Raw genomic sequence first — 16,861 nt, 5'->3', positions numbered from 1 at the left:
GGGGGCCTCACCAGTTCGGATCGACAGGGGCGTTGGGGGGGATCGCGGGGGGGTTGAACGCGGGTCCGGCCGGTGTGCTCGACGACCGGAGCGGCGACGCCGTGACGCCGCCCGTCGACAGGATGTGGTTCGTGCAGTTGCCACAGTGCGGGATGCTCGCGCCGACCGCGCGCTCGCCCGTCCCTTCGCGCTGCCCGAGGTTCACCTCCGCGTGGGCCTTCTTTCCGGTTCCCGGGTCCATCGAGCAGTTGCGGCGCCCGACCTTCTCGCCGCGATCCGACATCGAGATGGGATCTCGCGGGTTGAGCTTGCCCTGCGCCCGCATCTCGTCGGCTTTCGCGTTGGTGTTGTCGGCGGCCTTCTTCCGCATCGGCGCGAATTTGTTGAGCCACTGCTGGAACTCGGCCCTGTTGTAGAGGCCCAGGGGATCCACGTGCTCGGTGGGGCTGCCGTTGAACGCGGAGAGGTTGTTCCCCCCATCGAGCCCGAGCGGGTCCGTCGAGAGCCACCGCGCCGTCTCGGGGTCGAAGTAGCGGTGGTGCGCGTACGCGAGGCCCGTCTCCGGATCGTGCCAGTGGCCGAGGAGCCGGAACGGAGGCCGCGCGCGGGCGTCGTCTCCCGCTTCGGCGATGATCTCGCCCCAGGCCGAGACGAGGCCAGCCCAGGCGACGCGGCCTTCCCGATCGACGACCTCGCGCACGACGCCACGGCGGTCGGTGACGTAGGCGAAGGTCTCGCCCCCGCGCCGCTCGAGGACCGGGAGGAAGCTGCCCGGCTCGTGAACGAACACGCGCTCGCCAGCGTCCGAGTCGATCTCCATCGCGACTTCGTCGCCATCCCAGACGTAGTCGACCGTGCGCACGGCCGGCTCGTCCAGGGGACCCGCGTCGGGCCTGCGGGTGGTGACCGTCTTGCGCATGCGGCGACCGAACGGGTCGTAAAGGAAGAGCAGGTGCACGCCGGAGGGCAGGAGCACCTCGCGGAGCTGGCCTCGCGCGTCCCAGAGGTACTCTGTCACCGCGCCGGTTTCGCGCTGGATGAACCTCCGTCGGCGCCTCCGGACGTCGTACTCGTACGAGCCACGCTCGGTGCGCAGGAGGATGTTGCCGGGCCGCATGCCCCACCGGGGAGGCGGCGCTCCTCCTTGCGAGGCGCCGACGACCGAGTCCGCGGCGTCGTACAGGAAGCGCTCGTCGCGGTGGTGCGAGCGGTGCTCTTCGAGCGCGCCCGTCGGGCCGTGAGAGGCCACCGTCGTCCCCCACCGCGCGTCCGTCGTCGCGCGCAGGCGCGCGTGCGCGCCGTACTCGTGGCGCCGGTGCGCGACGAGCCCCTCGGAGCCGCGCTGCGGGGGCACGGCGGCGCGCTCGTCGGTGGGCTCATCGTTCGCGTCGTAGGCCTTGGTGATGTCGAGCCCCGACGCGTACAGGTACCGGCGCTCCTCGCGGCCCACCGCGTCGCGCTGGAACAGGACCTTCTCACCCTGGTGATCGAGGCCGATGAGGCTCCCTTCGCCGTCGAAGAAGTACCGCGTCGTCTCTCCGTTCGGCAAGGTGCGCGCCGTCCGCGCCCCGAGCGCGTCGTATTCCCAGCGCACGGTGCGCCCCTGGATCGTCTCCTCGACGAGACGGCCTGCCTCGTTCCACGCCCGCGTGACGACGACCGTACCGAGCGGGTCCTTCACGGTGGCCTTGAGGATGTCGCCGTCGTCGTTCCGCTCGTACGTCACGGCGCCGTGCGGCGTCGTCTCGGTCGCGAGGAAGCGCCGCTCGTCGTACTCGTAGGCGATCCACGTGTCGTCCACGAACTCGACCCGCGCGAGCTGGTCGGCGCGCGAATGGGAGAACCGCACGACCTCGCCGTCGAAGGCGACCTCCTCGGCGATGCGCCCCGCGCGGTCGTAGACGAACTCGTAGGTCTCACCCATCGGGTTCGTGACGGCGCGGAGCCGCTCGAGCAGGTCGTACGAGAAATCCCAGGTGCGCCCGTCCGCGAGCGTCTTGCGCGAGACGACGCCCGTGCCGGCGCGCTCGGTGCGGATGACGGTCCCGTGGGAGTCCTCGCTGGTGACGATGTTGTCGAGCGCGTCGTACGTGTACCTGAGGACCGTGCCGTCCGGCATCTGGTGCTCGATCAGGCGGCCCAGGAGGTCATGGCCGTACCTCGTCACCCGGTCGATCGGGTCGCGCTCCTCGACGACGCGGCCGAGGGGGTCGTACGCATAATGGTACGTCGCGCCGCGCGCATTCGTGTAGCGGACGACGTTGTGGCAACCGTCATAGGCGATCTCGCACAGGATGCCCTGCGGCCCCGCCGCGCTGACGAGCCGCCCATGCTCGTCCTGCGTGTACTGCTCCACGTGTCCCTGGGGGCCGACGATGGCGGTGAGCGCGCCGCGGCGGTCGTAGTGCAGCTCGTGGACACAGCCGGAGGGCTCGATGCGCCGGCGGAGGAGGTCGTCATCGTCGTGCTCCCAGGCATCGACCAGGCCTCCGGGCGAGGTGATCTGGGCCCTGTGCCCGCGCGCGTCGTACGCGATCTCCCAGGCCTCACCCGCGGCGTTCACCTTCTTCGTGACGAGGCCGTCAGGGTCGACCTCGTACGACCACGACTGGCTGCCGTCGAGCGTCGCGTAGGAGAGGGGCTCTCCGCGTGGATCCACCTCGTAGATGCGCGGCGCGGGGTTGCCGGAGGTGACGATGCGGTTGTCGGTGGCCTCGTAGGTGAGCTCGACGTTCTGGAGGTTCCTGTCGGCGTGCGCTCGGATGCAGCGATCCGAGCCCGGCTCGTACGTGTAGCGGAAGGTGACGATCCCGCGGATGTGCTTCTCGATGAGCCTGTGCGCGGTGTCGTACACATACCGGTCGGTGCGCCCGAGGGCGTCCGTCGCGGCGACGAGATCGTCGTTCTCGTCATAGGTGTACGTGACGTGCTGGTGCGCGCGGCCGTCGACCCGGACCTCGACGCGGACGATGCGGCCAGCCGTGTCGTGGCTGAGACATACCTCGCGCTTGGCGGTCTCGACGATCGCGACGAGCCGCTCTCCTTCGTAGGTGAGCGTGATGCGGTTGCCGAACGGATCCCGGATCGTATGGAGGCGGGGGTGCCCGTCGGGTACGAGCGGTGAGAACTCGCGCACGAGGCGCGTGTCGAGCTGCGTGACCTCGAAGTCGTCGCGGTAGCGCGCGATCCGGAGCCGCCGTCCGCGCAACACGACGTCGCGCATCGGCTCGGGTGTGGCGAACGCGATGAAGCGGCCGTTTTCGTCGCGCAGCCGTGAAGCTGCGCCGTCCGTCTCGATCCACTGGTCGAAGGCGTGCGTGAACCCGCTCCGCCCGAGCGGACCGGGCTCGCCGGCCCTGCCCGACGCATGGAAGCGGCGCCACTCGAAATCGAACTTGCCCGGGAGCCAGATGTCCCGCACCTCGTCGACGACCTCACCGGTGGCGACGGCCACGGGGTCGCCGCACTGGACGACCTTGCAGGGGTTCCTGGAGGCGTCGGCCATGGCAGCGATGAGGCCCGCCCCTTCCAGCAGCACGCTCTCGGACTGGTGCAGACCGGGGGAGGACTTCGGGCTCTTCGCGTGGGTCGGGATGTTGAGGCTCACCGGATCGCCCGTGAGGGCGGGGTTCTCCTTGCTGCTGCTCAGCTTGATCTCGGAGGCGCTCGCCCTGATGACCTTGGCGAGCCCGACGACGACCCAGTTGATGCTGTCCGCGCCGTTCGGGGGCTTCATCTCGCAGGGCTTGGCAGGCGTGTTGGCGGGCTGCTCGACGTCCATGCAGCTACCCTTCACGAGGATGGGCTTGTCGACGATCTCCTTGTCCCGGCGGAGCGTCCCCGTGTGATTGCCGACGGAGGAACTCTTCGCGACGTACATGAACGGGGCCGGCGTGAAGGGCGTCGGCGCGGGTGGCGCCACCGGGGGCAGGATACCGTTCACGGCCGGCGGCCCAGGCGCCACGTGACCGCTCCCTTCGTGGACGATCTTGCGCCCATCGGCGACGGTATCCGGCATGTCAGGGCAACTCCACGCGCGTCGAGACGAGCCGGATCAGGGTGCCCATGTCGATCGTCATCTTGTCGCCCTGGAGGCGCAGGACGCCGGCCTTGTCGACCGTGATCGCGATGGGGCCTGCCTCGATGCGCAGCGTCTGTTCGGCCTTGAGCCGGATGGACTTTGCAGCGAACGCGAGCGCCCCGTCCTCGTCGACGCCCACCGACCGCGTCGTCTGCACCGCGCCCACGATCGTGGGGCCACGCTCGGTGTCGCACGCGAGGATCATGCGGCCGTGGCGCAGGCAGTCGTCGATGAGCGCTGGCTCGACGCCGTCCGCGAGCACCGCCGCGAGGCGCGCACCCGCCGTCGTCCGGATCCGGTACGTGTCGCCCGCGCGCATCTCGACGGTCGCGAGGTGAACGCCGGGCCCGAGCGTCGCTGCGCGCTCACGTTCCCTCTCGCGCCTCGCCAGCGTAGCTGTTTTCGTCATGGTCCCTCCTCTCACGTCAGCGGTAATGGGCTTCGCCCTTGTCTTCGTTCTCGGTCGCGGACTTCACGTTCCCCGTGATGGTGATCGTGCTCGGCGTGATCTGGATGGTGACGCCGCCCGCCTTGAGCGTGATCTTCGCGGTCGCGCGCACGGTGATCTCGGAGCCCTTGAGGTTCGCGGACCCGCCGACCTTGTACGACGCCGCGGCGGCGAAGCTCTCGGTGCGGTCGGCCCCCGCGGTGACGGTCCGGCTCGCGAGCGTCTCTCTCATGACGCCCTTCACGTTCATGGCCACCCGCGACGCCTTGATGCTCTTCTGGCCGGAGACGACCTCGGTCGAGGCGCCGAGGACGCTCACGTTCGCGCTCGCGCCAGCGACCGTGTTCCATGAGGCACCGACGACGACCATCGAAGGACCCTTGACCGCGCGGTTCGAGCTCTCGATCGCGGCCTCGGCCTTCGCGGCGCCCACGAGCCGCGAGAGCGTCGCGGCCGAGGCTCCGTGGTCGCCGCCGACGTTGAACGTGCGCAGGCCACCAATCGCGACGGACTCGGAGGCCGCATGGATGAGGTGGTTCGAGGTGACGTTCACGGTCCGATTCGCGCCGATCGCATAAGACTGAGCCCCCCCGACGGTGTTGCTCAGGACCTTTCCCACGATGAGCGTGCGGTCCGCCGCGACGTTCCAGGTGTCGTCTGCCTTGATGGTCGTCTTCTTGTCGCTCTCCGTGCGCTCGCTCCAGTCCTTCGACGCCACGAAATTCATGGCCTCGTTGCCAGCCGAGTCATCCGTCTCGATGAGGTTCGCGCTCCCGCCCCCGGGGGTCGAGGACGAGCCGAACGCGCTCACGACCTTGTAGCCGGGGAGCGAGGAAGGCGGCGGCGACGTCGCGTTGGCGACGCGGCCGAGGATGAACGGAGGATCGCCGGAGAGGCCGCAGAACCCGATGAGCACCTCCCAGCCGACGCGCGGCTGCATGAAGCCACCCGAGAGCGGTGGCTGCACGGCGCGCTGTGCGGCGGAGGAGGTGTCGTCCCTGGGCCGGCGCCTGTCCCAGCGGTGAAAGACGGTGACTCGTCCGTAGCGATCCGCGCTGATCTCGGCGCCCGGCGTTCCCGTCACGATCGCCGTCTGCACGCCCCCGGGCGGCGGCGCCTCACCGGGGGGCGCGCGGTAGCCGTGAGCGGCGGGGACGGCGACGATCTCGGACGTGTGCGCGAGCCCGTCGGGTCCGGTCGAGATCTCGTCGCGCACCTCCAGGACGAGCCACCGCCCGCTGACCTCGTCGCGCTCGGGATCGTGGAGCGTCACCACATAGCCGGGCACGAGCCTCTGGCTCGTCGTCTTCGCCCGGAGGACCGTCTCGCGGCCGTTGTACTGTTCGAGCCGGATCTCCGCGAGGGCGACGCCGACGTCGGGATCCAGGTAATGGCCCGGGAACTCGTAGCGTTCGCGCGCGCCCTCTCCCTCGCTCTTGACCGCGAGATCGAAGCTGGGCTTCTCGAAATCGTAATCGCTGAGCGCGACCCGGTCCGACACGAGGACGCCCGTGAGCGAGGCGTCGAACACCGACTCCCCGGAGACGAGCCCGGCGCCCCCGCGCACGGGCAACTCTGGCACGCCCTCGTGATCGTCGAAGCCACCTGGGCTGTCCGAAAGGACGATCTGATCCGCCGCGTCACGCGGCAGGTACCAGGTGATGCCCTCCTCCGCGCAGAGCCTCGACACGAAGGCGAGGACGCTCTCGAAGGCCTGAACGCACTGCGACCGCTTCGCGAGGGCGCGCACGACGCGCCTGTCGGTCGTGATGCCTCGCTCCCCGAGCACGGCTTCGATGATCTGGAGGGCGTCCTGATCCACGAAGACCTGGTAATCGACGGTATCTTCGAGCAGCGCGATCGAGGGGACGAGCGTGAGGACGACGTCATCGCCCAGGCACTCAAGTGCGTCGACGATGCCCACGATCGTCCGCTCCGTCCCCTCGGGGAGCGCGATCGTGAGCGTGGCCTTCGCGGAGACGAGCACTGTCTCGTCGATCTCGGCGGGGGCGCCGTCGCCGTCCTCCGCGGCGCAGGCGAGCTCGAATGAGAATGGCGCGTGGATCCGCTCCCGTCGCGCCACGCGGAGCACACGCCAGGTGGCGTCGGCGCCCTCGATCTGGAGGTCGTACCCTTCCAGGGGTGGCGCGCGCGTCACTTCTGCACCTTCGCGCCGCCCTGGCGCTTGATGGTCCCCTTGAACTTGCTCTTGCCCTTCTTGATCCTCATCGTCCCGCCGGAGAGGCTCATCTCCGTCGCATCGAGGCTGGCGGCTTCGATCGTGATCGAGGGCGCTTCGAGGACGATCGGGCCCCCCGCGGTGAGCTTCACGCTCCCGCCGACCGAGATCTCCCCGACTCCCTTCGCCGCCGTCGAGATGCCGCCCCCCGCCTTCTCCTTCGTGGCGCCTGCCGTGACGCTCTTGGCCCCGCGCACCTTCTCCGAATAGGCCCCGGCGGTGACGAGCTTCTTCGCCGCGCCGACCAGCTCCGTTCGCGTCGCGACGACCGTCTCGCTCACCCCGAGCCCGCCGGCGAGCGCCATGCTCGACCCGACGATCTCGGTGAACGCACCCTTGACCGAGTAGTTGGCCTGGTTGCACTGGATGCCGTAGAGCGCGCCGACGATCTCCGTGTAGCCGCCCTTCACGCCGACGACGCGGTTGGCGGTGATCTTCTGATACTCCGCGCCACCCACGGTCTCGCTGCGGCTTCCCTTGATGGTGATCCCGTAGTCGGTGCCGACGTTGACGGTCTGCGACGCGCCGACCGTGTGCGTGTCCGAACCCGTGACCTTCGCGATGAGCGAGAGCCCGACGTCGTGCGTCTCGTTCGCGCCCACCTTCGAGACGGCGCTCCCGCCGACGGTCACCTCCTGGTCCTTCGTCGCGTGCATGAAGAACTCCTGCGCGCCGGCGTCGTCTGCCATGCGGATCTCGTTCGTCGATCCGCCCCCGGGCGAGGTGGCCGACTGCAGCGTCGTCGTGGCCTTCTTGCCAGGCATGCCGTAGGGCAGGACGGCGGTCGCGTTGTACATGCGCCCGAGGACGAGGGGCCTGTCAGGGTCTCCGTCGACGTGGGCGACGGGGACCTCCCAGCCAACGCGCGGCAGGATCATCGCCCCGCTCATGTTGAGCTGCAGGGTGCGCACCCACGCGGAGGACGTGTCGTCCGTCTTGCCGCCGCGGTCCCACGCATACCGGAGCTTCACGCGCGCGAGGTCGTCGACGTGGATCTCCTCGCCGGCTGCCCCCGTCACGATCGCCGACGCGACGCCGGCGAGCGCGGGCCGCGCGTGCCCCACCGCCGGCCGGTACGTGCGGTCGACGAGCGGAACCATGACGACCCGGTTCGAATAGGCGCGCGTCGACGTCTCGCTCCGCGCCCCCAGGACGATGGTGTGCTCGGCGGAGACGATGAGGTACTTGCGGTTCATCCACTCGTCGGCGCACGCCTCGACCGTCACGGCGCGACCCGACCCGAGCCGGATGCAGTTCGAGCGAGCGAAGGTCGCGTCCTCGTCGCGCTTGAGCTGCTCGAGGCGCACCCTGGCGCGCGCGGCCGCCACCTCACTGGTGAGCACCCGCGCCGGGTACTCGAAATACTCGCGCCCGCCTTCTCCCGCCTTGCCCTCGATGGGCACATCGGGCGCGCGGAGATCGTAATCGATGACGTGGACCGCATTCGGCGTGAACGAGAGCGCCGCCTCCAGCTCGAAGAAATGGCGGATCTGCAGGTTTCCTCCCTGGTCCTCGAACGGCAGCAGGGGCGTGCCTACAATGTCGTCGTGCGCAGCCGGATTGTCGCAGAGGATGAGCTGGGGCTTTCCTTCGTCGGTCGTGCTGAAAAAGAAGGCAATTCCCTCTTCGGCGAGGAGGCGCTCGATGAACGCCCAGTCCGTCTCGCCGTACTGCACGGCCATGAAGCGCGGCAGGTACGCGCCGCGGAGGTTCCAGACCACCTGATCCTCCGGGAAGCCAGCGTCGCGAAGCACCTCCGAGACGATGTCCTCGGTCGTCTTGTCGACGAAGACGCGGTGGTTCGAGCGCAGCGTCAGGAGATGCTCGGGTGGCCGGAGGCCGAGCACGAAGGCACCTCCATCCCGCCCTTGGCCCCGGCTCTCGACGGCTGCGACGATCAGCCCCACGAGGCGCGTCGTCCCCTCTGCTTCGTCGATGAAGGTCACGGTGGCCGATGCACCGATCGTGGCTGCGCGATCGAGCACCTCGCCGCAGACGATGCCCACCTCGAAGAGCGTGAAGGCGTTCATCGCTTCTTCGCCGTGCAGCGATACGATTGCGGTGCCGGGTGGCAGCGCGTCGCACGTCACGTTCACCCCCACCGTGGACATCGAGATGAATCGTACTTCATTTCGGTGCTCGAAGAACGCCGTTGCCGTGCAGAGGCGGCCGTGCGACCTCTCTTTCATTGATGAATTCGGGGGAAGATATGGACAAGGTGCCGATTTCGCTTCGGAACCCGCGCCTCCTCGGCGTGACGCTCGCGGATTACGCGAATGTCCAGGCCGGTATCGCCGAAGGGCTCGATCTCTCGGCGCTCCTCCAGAATGAGGGTGTGGACGTGCGCGCCTGGGATGCGGCGTCGGCGTTGTGGGCGGACCGCATCGCAGAAGACGACGAGGGCTCCCTCGAATACGCCTATGACGCATTCTTTGAAGCCGCGCTGGACCGCTTGTGGCGCGCGATTCCACCGCTCGACATCGACCTGCGTGCCTGGCTCGATTTCGTCCGCCTCTGGTCCGCGCGCGAAGATCCCCTGGGTTGCCTCGCGGGGCTCGGGATGCGTCCCGCGGACATCATCCGGCTGAACAAGCACTGGGCGCGGCGGCTGCGCGCCGATCTCGCGCTCGCGCGTGAAGCCGAGGCGATCCTCTTGCGCGAGCCCGGCCCCATGCCCAGCATCAGCCCCTCGCCAACGCTGCTCCGACCACTGGCGCCGGCGGAGCGCCCACCCGTGGACGAGGACCTCCCGCTGCCGGTCGCAGAGGATGACGAGGACGAGGACGACGCGCAGACCTCGACCAGGCGGCCGCGCCTTTTCGTGGATCCGCCAGGCTGGGAACGCCCTGAGCGGGAGCCGGAGCGGGAGCCGGAGCAGATGGATGCCGCCCTCTCGCTCGACCAGTACGCTTCGTTGTGCGCCGAGCTGGCGGTCTTCCCGGCCTCACACGAAGCGATTTTTCAGCGTCACGGCCTCGATCCCGGGGTGAACCGGGACGCTATCGGCGCGGCCTGGAGCGAGCGCCTTCAACGCGATCGAGCGCAGTACGAGCGGTGGCAGGAGCTGTACCGCACCTACCACGATTACTGGACGAAGCGCGGCGCTCCGGCGCAGTGACCTCCCCCATGAGGGTGTGGTGGCTGTCTCAGGCGCGGGCTGCGCGGTGCTTCCGTCGCGCGAGGAGGCCGAGGGCCATCAAGCCGAAGGCCGCGAGTGCTCTGGTGTTCGGCGTGCCCGCCGTGCTCGGGGCAAAGCCCGTGGTGGAGCAACCGCCGCCGGCTTCCTCGTCAGGCTGCAAGCCGCTGGGGTTGCCGCCTGGGCCGCTGCTATCACCGCTGGATCCACTGCTGGTGGCGCCGCCGCTTCCGCCGGTCGAGGTGCTGCTGGTCGAGGTGCTGCTGGTCGAGGTGCTGGTTGCACCGCCGCTTCCTCCCGGGCCACCGTTCCCAGCGCCGCCGCCGCCCGCGCTCGAACCGCCACCCCCGCCCCAGCCGCCGCTGCCGCCATCACCGCCAGCGCCGCCATCACCGCCAGCGCCGCCGGTTCCTCCTGCGCCGCCGCCGCCGTTCCCGTTCTCGCAGACGCCGCCGAAGCACGCCCCTCCGACGCAGGCCGTCCCGTCCGGCGCGCTCTCGTTTGCAGGGCAGTACACCCAGATGCCATTGCACACCTCGGCGACGTCGCACGGGTCCACGGCCGGACGGCACGGCGCTCCCAGGGGCGCCACCAGATCCGGCGTACAGGCCTTGTTGAAGCCGTCGCACGTCTCCGGGATGTCGCAGGCGCCTGCCGCAGGACGGCAGCTCGTCGTCACATCGGCCACGGCGTCCCCAGGGCAGGCCACGTCGCTGCCGTTGCAGGCCTCTGCGATGTCGCACGGGCCCACGGCAGCCCGGCACAGGGTTCCCGCCGCGACCCGGGCATCCGCAGGGCACACGCCGCTCACGCCGTCGCAGCTCTCGGCCGCGTCGCACGCGCCCGCGGAGGCGCGGCAGGTGGTGCCCGGCGCGACCTTGGCATCCGAGGGGCAGGCCTTGCTCGCACCGTCGCAGCTCTCGGCCACGTCGCACGCTCCATCCGCCGCGCGGCAGGTGGTGCCCGCCGCGGCCACCGCGTCCGCGGGGCACGTGATATCCACGCCCTTGCACACCTCCGCGACGTCGCAGGGTCCGGCAGCGTGGCTGCAGATCGCCCCCAGGGCACGTGGCCCGCAGGTCCCGTCCACGGCGGCGCCTCGCGCAACGCTGCACGCCTGACAGTCGTTGTCGTTGCCCCCGCCGCACGCCGTGTCGCAGCAGATGCCGTCGACGCAGATCCCGCTCGTGCACGGAGCCCCGGTCGTGCACGGATCCCCGTTGACCCTCGGCCTGACCTGGTAGCGGTGAGCTTGGCCTGCTCGGTCCATGTGCCGCCGCTCTGCACGAGCACGTAGACCGCGCCCGATCGCAAGCTTCCAGGGCCACCGCCGTCCGCGCCCACGAGCAATGTGTCCCCCGAGAGCGCGAGCGCAACGCCGAAGTTGTTATAGGACGCCCCGTCGCTCGCGGTGAGCTTGCCCTGCTCGGTCCAGACGCTGCCGCTCCGGGTGAACACGCTGACCGAGCCGGAGTTCACGCCACCCACGCTGTCCGACGGGGTGCCCACGAGCGCGGTGTCCCCCGAGAGCGCGAGCGAGGTGCCGAAGCGGTCATAGGCGGCTCCGTCGCTCGCGCTGAGGAAGGCCTCGCTGTGCCAGCCGTAACCACTGTCGAGGACGAGGATGCGGGCCGTGCCGTTGTCGTTGTCGTTGCCGATGGTGTCGTCTCCCGGCGCTCCCACGAGCGCCCTGCTTCCCGCGAGCACCACCTGGGCGCCATAGAGGTCGCCGTACACCACGGAAGAATCAGCGATGGCGCCCCTGTAGAGCGCGATCAGGGGATCGATCTCCAGGGGATACGCGGCTCCCGCGTCGTCGACGTGAATGGAGAGCTGCCCCGCGCCCACCGAGAGCCAGGCAGGCAGCGCCTTGCCTCGGGCGTCCTTCACGAACAGGTCGGTGTACGCGAGCGCGGGGCGGTCGTCGGCGTCGAGCAGGTGGAGAGACTCCCCCGCGGCCGTCGCCGTCCGGATCGTCGAGCGCTGCGCGCAGATCCCCGTCGAGGTCGAGCGTGACCACCTTCGTCCCGCTGCACGAGGGCGCCGCTGGCACGACGAACCCCTGCTCCAGCCCCAGCGGCCCGTTGAGGTACCAGGCCTCGACGCTCCCCTCGTGGCGGTAACGCACCCGGTTCCCCTCGGCCTCGGGCTCCGCCTCCGCGAGCGGGGACATGGATCCCTCGCACCCGATCGCGGTCGCGCGCATCGAGAGCGACCAGGGCTCCGCGTCGGACGAGACGAGCGCCCCGGCGCGATCGAGGTCGGTCACGAAGCGCTGCGCGAGGTTCTCTGCCCGGATGCGCCCGGGCTCCAGGGCGCGCGCTGTGTACGCCTCCGGGGCTTCTCGCTGCACGGAGGCGAGGTACGCCGCACGCTGCTCCCTGGACGTCGCGGCCTGCGAGGGGTCAGCGTTCTGCGGCTCCTGCGTCACGCGAGACCCGGACGCCTCCAGAGCCCCCCCGGGGCCCCGGTCCGCATCACAGGATGCGGCCACGGACAGCAACGCCACGGCGAGGGCGCTGTACAGAGCCCGTGCTTGCGATAGCGGCTCGCATGAGGTTCGCACCGGGGCGCGCGAGATTTCCCCATGGTGCCCAGGCTATCGCCACTTTCTGCATCGAGGTAAGGGCCACGAAGGCGCCCGGAGCTGCGCTGCCGCTACGGCTTCAATTCCTGATGACCGGAATCCACGCGCCCGCGGTCCGGCGCTCGTGGAGGTGGCGGCCGACAGGGGTGGCGCCACGTTCGACACCTCGGCGCCCGAGGAAATGACGGGAAACGCGCGGCGCGGCGCGTGGCACGGGATTCGCGAAGAAGCTCCGGCATGCAAGCCGCTGCGCTGACCTTCTGCCTTCAGGGACTCGACGCCTATCCGATCCGCGTGGAGGTCGACTCGGGCCGCGGGCCTGCGTCGTTCCAGATGGTGGGCCTGCCCGAGGCCAGCGTGCGCGAGAGCCGGGTGCGGGTCCGGGCGGCGCTGCAGCAGTGCGGCATCGAGCTCGACGAATACGTGATCACCGTCAACCTGGCGCCGGCGGATCTGCGCAAGAGCGGGGGCGCCTACGACCTCGCCATTGCGGCGGCGACGCTGGCGGCGCTGCGGCGGATCCCGGTGGAGGCGCTGGAGCAGGTGGGGCTGCTCGGGGAGCTGTCGCTGTCGGGCGCGGTGCAGCCGGTGCGCGGGGTGCTCGCGGCGCTGCGGGGGGCGGCGGCGCGCGGGGTGCCGAGGGCCATCGTGCCGCGGGGCAATGCGCGGGAGGCGGCGAGCCTGGCGAGCATCCAAGGGATCGAGGTGCGCGTGGTGGGGCACCTCAAGGAGCTGGTGGCGCACCTCGCGGCGGGGAAGGCGCTGGACGGGCCAGGGGAGGCGCCGACGGTCGGCGCGGAGGCGGGGGACGAGGGGCTGGATCTGGCCGACGTGTGCGGGCAGCACGCGGCGCGGCGGGCGCTGGAGGTGGCTGCGGCCGGGGGGCACAACCTGCTGCTGGTGGGGCCACCAGGGTCGGGGAAGACGATGCTGGCGCGGCGCCTGCCGGGGCTCTTGCCGCCGCTGTCGTTCGAGGAGTCGCTGGAGCTGACGGCGATCCACTCGGTCGCGGGGCTGCTCTCGGCGGACCGGGGCATCGTCGCGGCGCGGCCGTTCCGCGCGCCGCACCACACGGTGAGCGTGGCGGGCCTGATCGGGGGAGGCGACCCGGTGCGCCCCGGGGAGGTGTCGCTCGCGCACCACGGGTGCCTGTTTCTGGACGAGCTGCTGGAGTTCCGGCGGAGCGTGACCGAGGCGCTGCGGCAGCCGCTGGAGGAGGGGCAGGTGACGCTGTCACGCGCGCGGGCGCGGGTGACGTTCCCGGCGCGGCCGCTGCTCCTCGCGGCGACCAACCCGTGCCCGTGCGGGTTCGCCGGGGACAGGCTGAGGCGCTGCGCCTGCAGCGTGGAGCGGGTGAGGGCGTACCGGGCGCGGCTGAGCGGTCCGCTGCTCGACCGGATCGATCTGCACGTGGCGATGCCGCCCGTGGAGGTGGCGCAGATCTGCGCCGTGGCGCGCGGGGAGAGTTCGGCGGCGGTGCGGGCGCGGGTCACGGCAGCCCGGGCCGTGCAGGCGGCGCGGTGCGCACGGGGGGAGGCATCGACGCCGCTCAATGCAGCGCTCGGTCCGCGGGATCTGGCGCGGGTGGCGGCGCCCGACGCCGAGGGGACGGCGCTCCTGGCGAGGGCGGTGGAGCGGCTCGGGCTGTCGGCGCGCGCCTACGGGAAGGTGCTGCGGGTCTCGCGCACGCTGGCCGACCTCGCGGGGAGCGAAGGGGTGGGGGCGATCCACGTGGCCGAGGCGATCGGGATGCGGCTCCTCGACCGGGAGATCAGCGCGGCAGCGCCCCTCGCCGCGGAGACGTGACGAGGCGGGGAGCAGCGGGGAGCGGCACGGAGAGGCGGCAGCGCGCACGGCGACGATTCACGACGGCCATGGGTGATGGCCATTGGCCACGTCAATGGCCACCGGCAATGGCGACCAGCAACGGAAATCACAAGGCATTCCATGAAATCGCAGGAAAGGACAGGAGAGACCATGAACAGCATGACCGCGGAGAAGGTTCGGACCGTGAAGACCATCGTGGGCTCGATCGAGAAGCAGTTCGGCAAGGGGGCGATCATGTCGCTGGAAGGTGAGGACGGCGTGCACGACATCAACGTGATCCCCAGCGGATCGATGGCGCTCGACGCGGCGCTGGGGATCGGCGGGTATCCGCGCGGGCGGGTGGTGGAGATCTACGGGCCGGAGTCGTCGGGCAAGACGACGCTGACGCTCCACGCCATCCGGGAAGCGCAGCGGGCGGGCGGGGTCGCGGCGTTCATCGACGCGGAGCACGCCTTCGACGTGACGTACGCGCGGGCCATCGGGGTCGACACCGAGCGGCTCCTGGTGTCGCAGCCGGACAGCGGGGAGCAGGCGCTGGAGATTGTGGAGATGCTCACGCGCTCGGGGGCGGTGGACGTGGTGGTCGTCGACTCGGTCGCGGCGCTGACGCCCAAGGCCGAGATCGAGGGCGACATGGGGGAGCCGCACATGGGGCTGCAGGCGCGGCTGATGAGCCAGGCGCTGCGCAAGCTCACGGGGATTGCGCACCGCACGGACACGGCGCTGATCTTCATCAACCAGCTCCGCCAGAAGATCGGGGTGGTGTTCGGCAACCCGGAGACGACCACCGGCGGCAACGCGCTGAAGTTCTACGCGAGCGTGCGGCTCGACGTGCGGCGGGTGGGGCCGGTGAAGGTGGGCGACGATCCGGTGGGATCGCGGACGCGGGTCAAATGCGTGAAGAACAAGCTGTCTCCCCCGTTCCGGGAGGCGGAGTTCGACATCCGCTGGGGAATGGGGGTGGATGCGGCGGCGGACCTCCTGGATCACGCCTGCCAGCTCGGGGTGGTGGAGAAGAGCGGGGCGCACCTGTCCTTCGGCGGGGAGCACCTGGGGCAGGGGAGGGAGCGGGCGCGGGAGGCGCTCCTGGCGAAGCCGGCGCTGATGGCGGCGATCCGCGCGGGGGTGGAGGCCGTGACGCCCGCCCGGAGGAGGGGCGGCGGGAGCGGGAGCGAGGCGGCGGTGGCGTGAGGAGGCGCGAGGAGGTCAGAGGAGGTCAGAGGACCATGAGACCGGCGAAGGCGTGGCGTTCGAGCGCGCGGATGGCGAGCGCACGGCTCCTGAGCGCGCAATCGACGTTGACGAGGGCGGCGCGCGTGATGTGGAAGCGCGCGGCGTCGCGAGAAGAAGCACCGGAACGAAGCGAGGAGGAACGGACCATGAACGAAGGAATGAACAGGGTGACGCTGCTCGGGAACCTGGGGGCTGACCCGGAGCTGCGGTACACGGCGAGCGGGGTGCCGCTCCTGAGCATGCGGCTGGCCACGAACGAGAGCTTCCTGGACCGCAACCGGGAGGTGCAGGAGCGGACCGAGTGGCACAGCGTGGTGGTGTGGGGCGCGCGGGCAGAGGCGCTGGGGAGGCTCCTGTCCAAGGGGGAATGCGTGCTCGTCGAGGGGGCGCTGCGCACGACGTCGTACGAGAAGGACGGCGTGAAGCGGTGGCGGACCGAGGTGATGGCGCGGGAGGTGCGCTTCACGGGGCGGCGGCACCCGCCCGCGCCCCCCGAGGAGGTGCCGCCGCCGGATGCGGGCGGAGCGGCGGGTGGGCTCGGCGTGCCCGCAATGCTCGGGGTGCCCGGGATGCCCGGGATGCCCGGGATGCCAGGCGTGCCGCGGATGCCCGGAGAGCCCGGAGAGCCCGGGGTGGAGGAGCTGCCGCGGGCGCAGGAGGGGCGACGCGCTGGGCGGAAGGGCGCAGGGTCGCGGGCTTCACCGCCGCCGCTGATGGAAGAGATGCCCTACTGAGGCTTCTTTCAAGGGACCTCGCGGCGGCCTAGGATGGCGGGGTGATCGTCACCATGACCCGGTGGGCACCCCTCCTCCTCGCGCTGGCCACGGCATGCGGGTCGGCAACGCCGCCGCCCGACGCATCCCCGCCCGCTGCTGCCGGTGCGCCGGGCGCCTCCGACGCTGCGGGCGCGTCCGGTACATCTGGCGCGTCCGGTACGTCCGGCGGTGAGCCAGCGGAGGTGCCCCTCGTCGAGAACCGCGCCATCCCCAAGAAGGCGGCCAACACGGCGCTCACGGCGCTGTCGAAGCGGAACTTCGACACGGGGGGGTGCGACGTCGCGCGGGCGCGCTTCGTGGGGGAGGCCGAGGCGCGCGCGGGCGTCCCTGCGGGCGAGACGTGCGAGCTGCTCGTGGCGCGCAAGGGCGACGCGACCTGGCTGGTGGTGGTGCGCTCGGGGCTCCAGTCGAACTCGTACGGGGCGCAGGCGCTGGTGACGGTGGCGGAGGACGGCGGGGGCCTGAAGGGCGTCGAGTACACGAAGTGAGCGCGTGACGGGAGGCTCGGCGGGCGTGCTGGCGGGGAGGCTCCCG

12 protein-coding genes and 1 pseudogene are annotated in these 16,861 nt (G+C 70.8%); 5 read left to right on the top strand and 8 right to left on the bottom strand.

Annotation, left to right across the window (positions count from 1 at the left end):
- Nucleotides 1-7 precede the first annotated feature (7 nt).
- The 4 genes from CAP_RS02345 to CAP_RS02330 are packed head-to-tail and all read right to left on the bottom strand — an operon-like array spanning nt 8 to nt 8,879.
- A complete protein-coding gene (locus CAP_RS02345) occupies nt 8-4,018 on the bottom strand; it encodes an RHS repeat-associated core domain-containing protein (RefSeq protein WP_044235530.1) in 4,011 nt (1,336 codons plus the stop codon).
- A gap of 1 nt (nt 4,019) precedes the next feature.
- Entirely contained in the window at nt 4,020-4,490 is a 471-nt protein-coding gene (locus CAP_RS02340) for a hypothetical protein (protein ID WP_052373979.1), read from the bottom strand.
- Between the two features lie 16 nt (nt 4,491-4,506).
- Nucleotides 4,507-6,687: a type VI secretion system Vgr family protein gene (locus tag CAP_RS02335; RefSeq protein ID WP_044235528.1), complete on the bottom strand. Its 2,181-nt coding sequence runs from the start codon at nt 6,685-6,687 to the stop codon at nt 4,507-4,509.
- On the bottom strand, nt 6,684-8,879 hold the full coding sequence (locus CAP_RS02330; protein WP_044235526.1) for a type VI secretion system Vgr family protein: 2,196 nt from the start codon (nt 8,877-8,879) through the stop codon (nt 6,684-6,686). Before CAP_RS02330 ends, CAP_RS02335 begins: the two co-directional genes overlap by 4 nt.
- 98 nt (nt 8,880-8,977) lie before the next feature.
- Between CAP_RS02330 and CAP_RS02325 the strand changes: the two genes are divergently transcribed.
- Nucleotides 8,978-9,886, top strand: a complete 909-nt coding sequence (locus CAP_RS02325; protein ID WP_044235524.1) for a hypothetical protein — start codon at nt 8,978-8,980, stop codon at nt 9,884-9,886.
- Nucleotides 9,887-9,914: 28 nt separating this feature from the next.
- Here CAP_RS02325 and CAP_RS53265 read toward each other — a convergent pair whose 3' ends face one another.
- The 3 genes and pseudogenes from CAP_RS53265 to CAP_RS53255 all read right to left on the bottom strand — a co-directional run bounded on the left by CAP_RS53265 (nt 9,915) and on the right by CAP_RS53255 (nt 12,257).
- The gene (locus CAP_RS53265) at nt 9,915-11,174 is read right to left on the bottom strand and encodes a hypothetical protein (protein ID WP_044235522.1); all 1,260 of its coding nucleotides are present in this window, start codon (nt 11,172-11,174) and stop codon (nt 9,915-9,917) included.
- Between the two features lie 80 nt (nt 11,175-11,254).
- Nucleotides 11,255-11,587 (bottom strand): annotated as a pseudogene (locus tag CAP_RS55625) (FG-GAP repeat protein); the annotation flags it as partial.
- Between the two features lie 64 nt (nt 11,588-11,651).
- Nucleotides 11,652-12,257 (bottom strand): hypothetical protein, encoded by a 606-nt coding sequence (locus CAP_RS53255; protein ID WP_231511032.1) that lies wholly within the window; start codon nt 12,255-12,257, stop codon nt 11,652-11,654.
- A 471-nt stretch (nt 12,258-12,728) separates the two neighbouring features.
- On the opposite strand from CAP_RS53255, the gene CAP_RS02310 reads away from it, so the two are divergent.
- Both CAP_RS02310 and recA read left to right on the top strand, forming a co-directional pair.
- The gene (locus CAP_RS02310) at nt 12,729-14,297 is read left to right on the top strand and encodes a YifB family Mg chelatase-like AAA ATPase (RefSeq protein ID WP_044235517.1); all 1,569 of its coding nucleotides are present in this window, start codon (nt 12,729-12,731) and stop codon (nt 14,295-14,297) included.
- A 180-nt stretch (nt 14,298-14,477) separates the two neighbouring features.
- Nucleotides 14,478-15,509: a recombinase RecA gene (recA, locus tag CAP_RS02305; RefSeq protein WP_231511052.1), complete on the top strand. Its 1,032-nt coding sequence runs from the start codon at nt 14,478-14,480 to the stop codon at nt 15,507-15,509.
- A gap of 25 nt (nt 15,510-15,534) precedes the next feature.
- On the opposite strand, the gene CAP_RS49730 is transcribed toward recA, so the two are convergent.
- The gene (locus CAP_RS49730) at nt 15,535-15,699 is read right to left on the bottom strand and encodes a hypothetical protein (protein ID WP_156040424.1); all 165 of its coding nucleotides are present in this window, start codon (nt 15,697-15,699) and stop codon (nt 15,535-15,537) included.
- Here CAP_RS49730 and CAP_RS53250 point away from each other — a divergent pair.
- The gene (locus tag CAP_RS53250) at nt 15,698-16,285 is read left to right on the top strand and encodes a single-stranded DNA-binding protein (protein WP_052373978.1); all 588 of its coding nucleotides are present in this window, start codon (nt 15,698-15,700) and stop codon (nt 16,283-16,285) included. The two genes, CAP_RS49730 and CAP_RS53250, sit on opposite strands and share 2 nt — an antisense overlap.
- A 41-nt stretch (nt 16,286-16,326) precedes the next feature.
- Complete coding sequence (locus CAP_RS49725) at nt 16,327-16,815, top strand: hypothetical protein (protein WP_156040423.1); 489 nt, start codon at nt 16,327-16,329, stop codon at nt 16,813-16,815.
- Nucleotides 16,816-16,861 lie beyond the last annotated feature (46 nt).

Origin of the sequence: Chondromyces apiculatus DSM 436 (genome assembly GCF_000601485.1) — a bacterium.
In the GTDB taxonomy this organism is placed as follows: Bacteria; Myxococcota_A; Polyangia; order Polyangiales; family Polyangiaceae; genus Chondromyces; species Chondromyces apiculatus.
This window is presented reverse-complemented; position numbering and strand designations above follow the sequence as displayed.